The organism is uncultured Cyclobacterium sp. (genome assembly GCF_963976465.1).
Taxonomy (GTDB): domain Bacteria; phylum Bacteroidota; class Bacteroidia; order Cytophagales; family Cyclobacteriaceae; genus Cyclobacterium.
This window is the reverse complement of record NZ_CAXBOC010000253.1, coordinates 1-7880: the sequence shown is the minus strand read 5'-3', so window position 1 is coordinate 7880 and position 7880 is coordinate 1. Positions and strand designations below refer to the sequence as shown.

6 protein-coding genes and 2 pseudogenes are annotated in these 7880 nt (G+C 38.4%); all 8 read left to right on the top strand.

The features are described 5' to 3' along the window. Positions 1-190 (top strand): annotated as a pseudogene (locus tag AAC037_RS14475) (hypothetical protein); the annotation flags it as partial. 25 nt (positions 191-215) lie between these two features. Then, on the top strand, positions 216-416 hold the full coding sequence (locus AAC037_RS14470) for a GxxExxY protein (protein ID WP_339903648.1): 201 nt from the start codon (positions 216-218) through the stop codon (positions 414-416). 51 nt (positions 417-467) lie between these two features. Then, entirely contained in the window at positions 468-2930 is a 2463-nt protein-coding gene (locus AAC037_RS14465) for a DEAD/DEAH box helicase family protein (RefSeq protein WP_339903647.1), read from the top strand. 534 nt (positions 2931-3464) lie between these two features. Further along, positions 3465-4124 (top strand): hypothetical protein, encoded by a 660-nt coding sequence (locus AAC037_RS14460; RefSeq protein ID WP_339903646.1) that lies wholly within the window; start codon positions 3465-3467, stop codon positions 4122-4124. Positions 4125-4451: 327 nt separating this feature from the next. Then, positions 4452-5276, top strand: a complete 825-nt coding sequence (locus tag AAC037_RS14455; RefSeq protein WP_339903645.1) for a CHRD domain-containing protein — start codon at positions 4452-4454, stop codon at positions 5274-5276. A gap of 269 nt (positions 5277-5545) precedes the next feature. Next, positions 5546-5956, top strand: coding sequence for a hypothetical protein (locus AAC037_RS14450; protein ID WP_339903644.1), 411 nt, complete (start codon positions 5546-5548; stop codon positions 5954-5956). Positions 5957-6093: 137 nt separating this feature from the next. After that, positions 6094-6894 carry a M90 family metallopeptidase gene (locus AAC037_RS14445; protein ID WP_339903643.1) on the top strand — a complete coding sequence of 267 codons (801 nt, stop codon included), beginning with the start codon at positions 6094-6096 and terminating at the stop codon, positions 6892-6894. Positions 6895-7108: 214 nt separating this feature from the next. Further along, positions 7109-7880, top strand: a pseudogene (locus tag AAC037_RS14440) (hypothetical protein); the annotation flags it as partial.

Sequence of the window (7880 nt, the reverse complement as noted above, 5' to 3'; positions counted from 1 at the left end):
GTCCAATCCACGAATAAATGAACAAATAAAAATAGTTGAGATCCTGGATTCATTAGCAAATAATTTAGAACAAGCTGAGAAATTGTATAATAACAAAATTTACGAACTCAATGAACTCAAAAAATCCATCCTTCAAAAAGCTTTTGCAGGAGAATTGACAATGTCTGAACCTATGATTGAAAGTGATTAAATGATAAACTATGATTTGATGGACTATGATAAATGACAAATATAAATATTCAGACCTGACAGCTACCATCATAGGCTGTGCCATGGAAGTGCACAAGCAGTTAGGCAATGGTTTTCAAGAAGTCATTTATCAAAGGGCTTTGCATATTGAAATGGCCAATCATGGGTTTGAAATAAGCCGAGAGTATAAAATGCCCATTTATTATAAAGAGCAACAAATCATTTAGACAAATGAATCAAGGTAATCCATTAATCAAAAGAAATCAAAGTTTCGACAAATGAACGAAGAGCAAACCAAACACGATTTAATATCACCTGCACTGCGTAAAGCAGGTTGGGGGAAAATTGAAGGCAGTCGTTTGCGTTTGGAGTTCCCCATTACCAATGGGCGATTGATCGGGCAAGGCAGACGGGCCCGACCTTTAAAAGCGGATTATGTATTGGAATACAAAAACAGAAGGATTGGCATCATAGAGGCCAAAGCAGATGATAAATACTATACAGCTGGCGTAGGTCAAGCCAAGGATTATGCAGAACGCCTAAACATACGTTTTGCCTATGCTACCAATGGCTTGCAAATTTATGGCATTGATATAGAAGAAGGCATTGAAGGGGAAGTATCCAAATTCCCATCCCCTGACGAGCTTTGGGAAATGACCTACCCGACACCAAAAGAAGAATACAAAGTTGAGATAGCCAATTGGGCAGCACGTTTATTTGCCATACCTTATGAAGACAGAGGCGGCACCTGGCAGCCAAGATATTATCAGCAAAATGCCATCGCTAAGGTATTGGAAGCCATTTCAGCGAAAAAAAATAGGATATTACTCACCTTAGCCACAGGAACAGGCAAAACAGCCATTGCCTTCCAGATTGCCTGGAAATTATTCCATGCCAAATGGAATCTAAGGCGGGATGCGAGCAGAGCGCCGAGAATATTGTTCTTAGCAGATAGAAACATATTGGCAGACCAAGCCTTCAATGCTTTTAATGCCTTTGATGTGATCGATGAAAACATCAAAGTAAGGATAAGACCATCAGAAATAAAAAAGAAAGGACAGGTGCCTAAAAATGGGAGTATCTTTTTCACCATTTTCCAGACCTTTATGACCGATGCTAAAACGGAAACTGAACTGGAAGACGAGAATGCGGAATATGCACATGCTGCGGCCCCTTTAGAAAAATATGGCAGTTCAGCTTTCAATTTTGGCCAATATTCGGAAGATTTCTTTGATCTGATCATCATAGATGAGTGTCATAGAGGTGGTGCCAATGATGAAAGTTCTTGGCGAGCCATAATGCACCACTTCTCCCCTGCTGTGCAGTTAGGTTTGACAGCCACGCCTAAACGAGATGTAAACAAAGACACTTACAATTATTTTGGCGAACCGGTTTATAGTTACAAGCTAAAAGACGGTATCAATGATGGTTTCTTGACACCTTTTAAGGTCAAGCAAATTGAAACCAATTACGATGAATATACCGTAACAGCAGACGATATTAGTCTTGATGGTGATGCTGAGGTAGGTGACACTTTTACCTATAAAGATTACGGACGGAAAATCATAATCCAACAAGTGGAGGAATATAGGGTAAAAAAATTCCTTGAGCTCATCGATCAAAACCAAAAATCATTGGTCTTTTGTGCCACACAAAAGCATGCTGCATTGATCAGGGATCTGATTAACCAATTCAGTAGCAGTAATAGCGCCAATTATTGTCATCGGGTAACAGCTGATGATGGACAAATGGGTGAACAGCATTTACGTGATTTTCAAGACAATGAAAAAAACATTCCAACGATACTTACCACCTCTCAAAAGTTAAGTACGGGTGTAGATGCTCCGGAAATCAGGAATATCGTTTTGCTTCGTCCTGTAGATTCAATGGTAGAGTTTAAACAAATCATTGGGCGGGGCACAAGGTTATTTGATCACAAAGACTATTTTACCCTATTCGATTTTGTCCATGCGCACAAGCATTTTCAAGACCCTGAATGGGATGGTGATCCTGAGCCACCAGAAGAACCAGGCGAAGGTCGTCCACCAAAAATCTGCAAAATCTGCGGACAAAAACCCTGCATATGTGAAAAACCCGATCCGGAGGAATGTAAGGAATGCAACAATTATCCTTGCGTATGCGAAATTCCAGTACAAAATATTATTAGGGTAAGGCTTTCTGACAATAAAGAGCGGGAAATAGACGCTACGGTAAAAACATCTTTTTGGGATCCTGACGGCAAACCCATTAGTCATGTAGCATTTATGAACCAGTTGTATGGGGATTTGCCAAGTTTGGTAGCGGACGAAACTGAACTACGCAAGATTTGGAGTTTGCCAAGTACCCGAAAAAAATTACTGGAAGAATTAAGTGAAAAAGGCTACACAGATGCGCAGTTAGAAGATCTCCAAAAGTTAATTCACGGAGAAAACTGTGATTTGTTTGATGTATTGAGTTATGTGGCCTATCACCGAGAGCTTGTACCTCGTTTGGAAAGGGCCACTAAAGCCAAAGTTCAAATCAATGATTACAACCAAAAGCAACAAGAATTTTTAAATTTTGTATTGGACCAATATGTTAAAGAAGGCGTAGATGAACTGGACGTCGACAAACTATCTCCTCTCCTATTATTAAAATACAAAGGTATTGCCGATGCAAAGCGAGAGTTAGGAGATATCAAATCTATAAGAAATACTTTTATAGGCTTCCAAGAATTTTTATACAGAGATAGCGCCCATTAAACACAAGGCTATAGCATTCATGTTCTCCTAATTGCAATTCTATAATAAGAATATTACTATCCACCCTAGCAAAACAGCATAAAACCGCCCCCTTCCTTTTTAGGTCAAATAAAGCAAAAATAGTTATCCCCTTAAAAAAATTTATTATATTGAAGCTTAGGGACTGTACTTTAGGCCTTTATGCGACTTTCAAGAAGGTAAAAGACACATTTAAGTGGTTAAGAGGGACATGTAGGTCGCTAAAATGAAAATGTAATGCGCTAAAATGCAATTGTAGCTTGCTAAAATGGAAATGTAAGCTGCTAAAATGAGATTGCAGGTTGCTAAAACCCAATTGTAGGTGGATAAAATAGAGATGTAAGGAGCTAAAATGGAAATGTAAGTGGATAAAATGCAATTGCAGGTCGGGAAAACGGAAATGTAGGTGGGGAAAATGGGAATGTAGGTTAGAGAAAGGCAATTGTAAGGCTGAGCATCAGCAATGTATATGGCATTTATTTAATTGTTTTATTATAAACCCAAAATCGACACACTATGGCTTCTAGAAGAAATCTCACAGATGCGGAAACATTGGAACTTTACAGGGTTTCCTTGGAAAATGCAAACAAACAACCACAAATTAAAGCAATTCTGACCGAATTGGGCTATGATACTGCAATCATGGAAGAAGGCAATGCCCTACTTAGCGAAACCAGAAAAGCATATGATTATAACAGGATTGAAGATGATGAAACTTCCGCTGCCTACGCTCATTTTTCAAAATTAAAAGCAGAACTGGAAGGCATCTTCGATATTCATCGCAAAAAAGCCAAAGTCATCTTCCGCAAGGATCCGGTTACCGCTGATCAATTGGCCATTTCAGGCCCCATGCCTCGCACCTATATGAAATGGCTTGAAAGTGCAAAGAAATTTTATGGGGTGGCAGCTACTGACCAAGATGTCCTAAACAAACTGGGAAGATTAAAGTTAGGTGCAGCCGATATAGCCACCGGAAATGCCTTAATCAATGAATTAGAAACAGCCCGAACGGAATATTTAAGAGAAAAGGGAGAATCACAAGATGCTACCAAATTAAAAGACGCTGCCTTTTCAAAAATCAGGGATTGGATGAGCGATTTCTATGAAGTAGCCAAGATAGGCTTGGATGACAACCCGCAATTGCTGGAATCCTTAGGGAAAATGGTTAGAAGCTAAGCAATACTTTTCCTCAATGATTTCCAGTTTTGGTTTGGCCCAAATGGCCTAACCCTTGCTAAGTTGAATGCACCAAAAATTTACAAACAGTCGATACCTCAATCAAAACAAAGACTAACTGTAAGCAATTGATATTTAGGTGTATTCAGCTTATTTAGTTATATTGAAGAGAAAAGTCAATATAATCGACTTTTAATCTATCTCCCCTACCAACCTTCTTTTTTTTGAACAGTTAACCTTTCTAAGGGTTGTAGAAAATATTCAAAGTCTGAACTTGTTGAAAAAAGACTATAAAAAGAAGTAGACGCTACCGAATAAAAATAGGTTATGAAAAAGATTAGAATAGGATTGATGCTTGTTTTATGTGCCTTGGTGACCTTTGGTTGTGAAGATGATGAGGATCCGCCTGCAAAAGTAGAACTTCTGTCTTTTGATATTGTACTCGACAATGCCTATTCCATACCTATGGTTACAGGAAGAAGCGAGACGGGAAATATTCAAATGAGCCTCTATGATGACAAATCCCTGACTTTTACGATTACTATCAATGGTCTGATGGCATCAGATGACCTAACCGTCGCTCATGTTCATACCGGCGATGTGGTAACGGCAGGAAGTGTGGCCATCTCCTTGGTGGACGGATCAAATATTGCATTTTCCGGAAACACTGCCACCGGAACAGTCAGCTTAACGGATGAGCAGATCACCACCTTGCAAGGAGATGATGTGTATGTCAATGTGCATTCCACAGACCATCCATCGGGTTTGGTAAGGGGACAAATTGACCAAACCATTGACAATGCCTACAATGTTTCCCTGTCCCCGGCCAATGAAATCCCGGCAATAAATGATAGAAATGAAACAGGCCAGGCCTATATTCGAATAGTGGGCAGCACCATGTTTTATAAGGTCATCGTCAATGATCTTGAGGCATCTGATGCGATTACGGCCGGTCATATCCACGAGGGTTCAGCTACAGTCAATGGAGGCGTTCTGGTAAATCTGGGCATTACTGGCAGTGCAGAACTTGAACAAACCAAAAGCCTAACCTTAAGTACAGAGGAACTCGGCAAGATTAACAATGATGAATTGTATGTGAATATCCATTCAACCCAATATGCCGGAGGTTTGCTACGTGGTCAAATAAGATAATGAAAGTTATTGGGAAATAGAACCGTGGGCAAGGTGCCCACGGCTCCCACAGTTACTCACAGATTCGGCCAATAGACCTTTCTCTAATTAAATATGAAATCAACCAAAAAACTTTATCCTTTGATTATTCATGTAAGGATGCAAAAATGTAATCTGGCTAAAACTCATGCTTACTTTCTAATTTTTGGCTAGGTATGGTGGTTTACGATGTAGCTTTGGTTTTCATTACATATTATTGAAAAAATAAATTATTTTTATACGCTTGACATATGAATCTACCAAATAAAACAATTGAAAAAGGCTTTATTTTATCAGGCTTAATGAACTTAACGGTACTGATATTTTCAAGATTTTTTAGCAATTCAACCATTCCTGAATATGACCCTATGGTCATGTCCAACTTTGGCTTATTAATGATTGTAATTTGGGGATTAGCCTATATTTCAGTTGCTAAAAATTATGAAAAAGTTAAATGGATAGTTGGTGTTTTTGCAATAGAAAAATCCATTTACGGCTATATCTGGATCAATTGGATGCTCAATAATAAGGTCTCAGAAGTGTATGAAAAAGACACCATGGCAGGTTTATTTTACTCGGTATATGGATTAAATGACCTTATATTTTGTGCTTTCTTCCTTTTTGTCTTCATTAAAATCACAAACAAACCAGAAGTAAAATAGCTTTTTAATTTTTTGATTCCCCAGAATGCCCATTAGGGTATTTCCTAGATAATTTTCAATTGCTGGCAGCAACCTGATATAGCTATAGTTGTTAATCAATTATTATCTTTGCCCTGATTATACTAGACTATTCTCCTATGACATTTCTTTATGTTTTATTTTTTGCCATGGTTTTTGGGTTTATTGGATTTTACTGGCAACGAAAAAAGCAAAATAAATGGAAGATCCCTACCTCCCCTTTCCCAACTGAATGGCGTAAAATTTTAATAGATAACATACCCTACTACAGGTCCTTGTCAGCAGAGGATCAACAGCGTTTTGAATACAAGATCCAGGAATTCTTATTGAACTGTAAAGTAACGGGAGTAAAAACGGAGATCAACCTGACAGACAAAATTCTTGTGGCCTCCAGTGCCATTATCCCTATATTCGGCTTTGAGGATTGGAAATACATCAACCTTTATGAGGTTTTGATCTACCCAACATTTTTTAATGAAAACTTCAGCCTGAATGCAGCGGACAGAAGGGTCTCCGGGATGGTTGGCAATGGCCCCATGGAGGGGGTGATGATTTTGTCCAAAAAAGCTTTGGAATTAGGCTTCCAAAATGAAACCGACAAAAAAAATACCGCCATCCACGAATTTGTACATTTGATAGACAAAACCGATGGATCGGTGGATGGCATTCCCTCCTTGCTAATGGAAAGACAGTATGCCATACCTTGGCTCAATTATATCAATAAAAAAATAGAAGAAATTCACAAAGGGAAGTCAGACATAAACCCCTATGGTGGTACAAATCAGGCTGAATTTTTTTCTGTAGCCAGTGAATATTTTTTTGAGCGGCCAAAACTACTACAAAGAAAACACCCCAAATTATACGAGTTACTGGAAGGCATTTTTAATCAAGACATGGCATCAAAAAACTTAAGAAAATAGGTTTTAGATACCGGTGATCTAATAAGGATTTAGTATTTATTACTATCAAATAAATTTATATATTTGTGCATAAAGAACAGAACGTCAATATTTAATTTTATTAATCCAAAATAAGTAAAAGGATAATTTATTAAATTACTTTTTAATGTACAAAACACCTAAAGTGTTTTGTTAAATCGGTCTTCGAAAAGATTAAATTTTTAATTCAGTTAGCATGAAAGTTCAATTTTCATTTGTTTTCATCTTATTACTGATGATGGCATTTCCGTTTGGGTCAGGGTATGCTGCCAAATATTATATATCTAGCGAAACGGGTGATGACAACCGAACAGTGGAAGAAGCGCAAAATCCTGCTACCCCTTGGAAATCCATAGCAAAAGTTAATATTGAATGCAATGCTCTGAATCCGGGAGATGCCATACTTTTTAAAAGAGGAGAAACCTTTTATGGTAGCCTACACCTTAGTGCTTCAGGTACTGCATCTTCTCCAATCTTGGTAGGCGAATATGGTTCAGGAACAAAGCCAATCCTAACTTCTTTTCAAACCATTGACAAGTGGAAACCCTTAGGAAATGGGCTTTATGAAAGTGCAGAATTCCTTAATACAGCCACTGTACAGGTATTACTTATCAACGGCCAACGCCAGGAAATGGGAAGATACCCCAATGGGAATGCAGCAAATACCGGCTACCTTACCATTGAAAAGGTTGAAACCAATGTCATAAAAAGCGCTCATCTCGAAAGTTCGTCCAACTGGGAAGGAGCCAATATAGTGATCCGCACAAAAAATTGGGTAATAAACAATTACTCGATTCAAAGCCATTCCGGTGATCAGATTAAATACGATGGCAATATTAGCCCATACAAACCCGAAGCAGGCTACGGTTTCTTTGTATCCAACCACCTTGGCACTCTAGATTCATTTGGTGAATGGTATTTCAATCCTTCGACTAAGAAAATCTATGTTTACCTGGGCGAGCAATCCC

What these genes read in the sequence shown, in the direction of transcription:
- AAC037_RS14470 (WP_339903648.1), top strand. Translation starts at nt 216, where the DNA reads ATGATAAATGACAAATATAAATATTCAGACCTGACAGCTACCATCATA.
- AAC037_RS14465 (WP_339903647.1), top strand. Translation starts at nt 468, where the DNA reads ATGAACGAAGAGCAAACCAAACACGATTTAATATCACCTGCACTGCGT.
- AAC037_RS14460 (WP_339903646.1), top strand. Translation starts at nt 3,465, where the DNA reads ATGGCTTCTAGAAGAAATCTCACAGATGCGGAAACATTGGAACTTTAC.
- AAC037_RS14455 (WP_339903645.1), top strand. Translation starts at nt 4,452, where the DNA reads ATGAAAAAGATTAGAATAGGATTGATGCTTGTTTTATGTGCCTTGGTG.
- AAC037_RS14450 (WP_339903644.1), top strand. Translation starts at nt 5,546, where the DNA reads ATGAATCTACCAAATAAAACAATTGAAAAAGGCTTTATTTTATCAGGC.
- AAC037_RS14445 (WP_339903643.1), top strand. Translation starts at nt 6,094, where the DNA reads ATGACATTTCTTTATGTTTTATTTTTTGCCATGGTTTTTGGGTTTATT.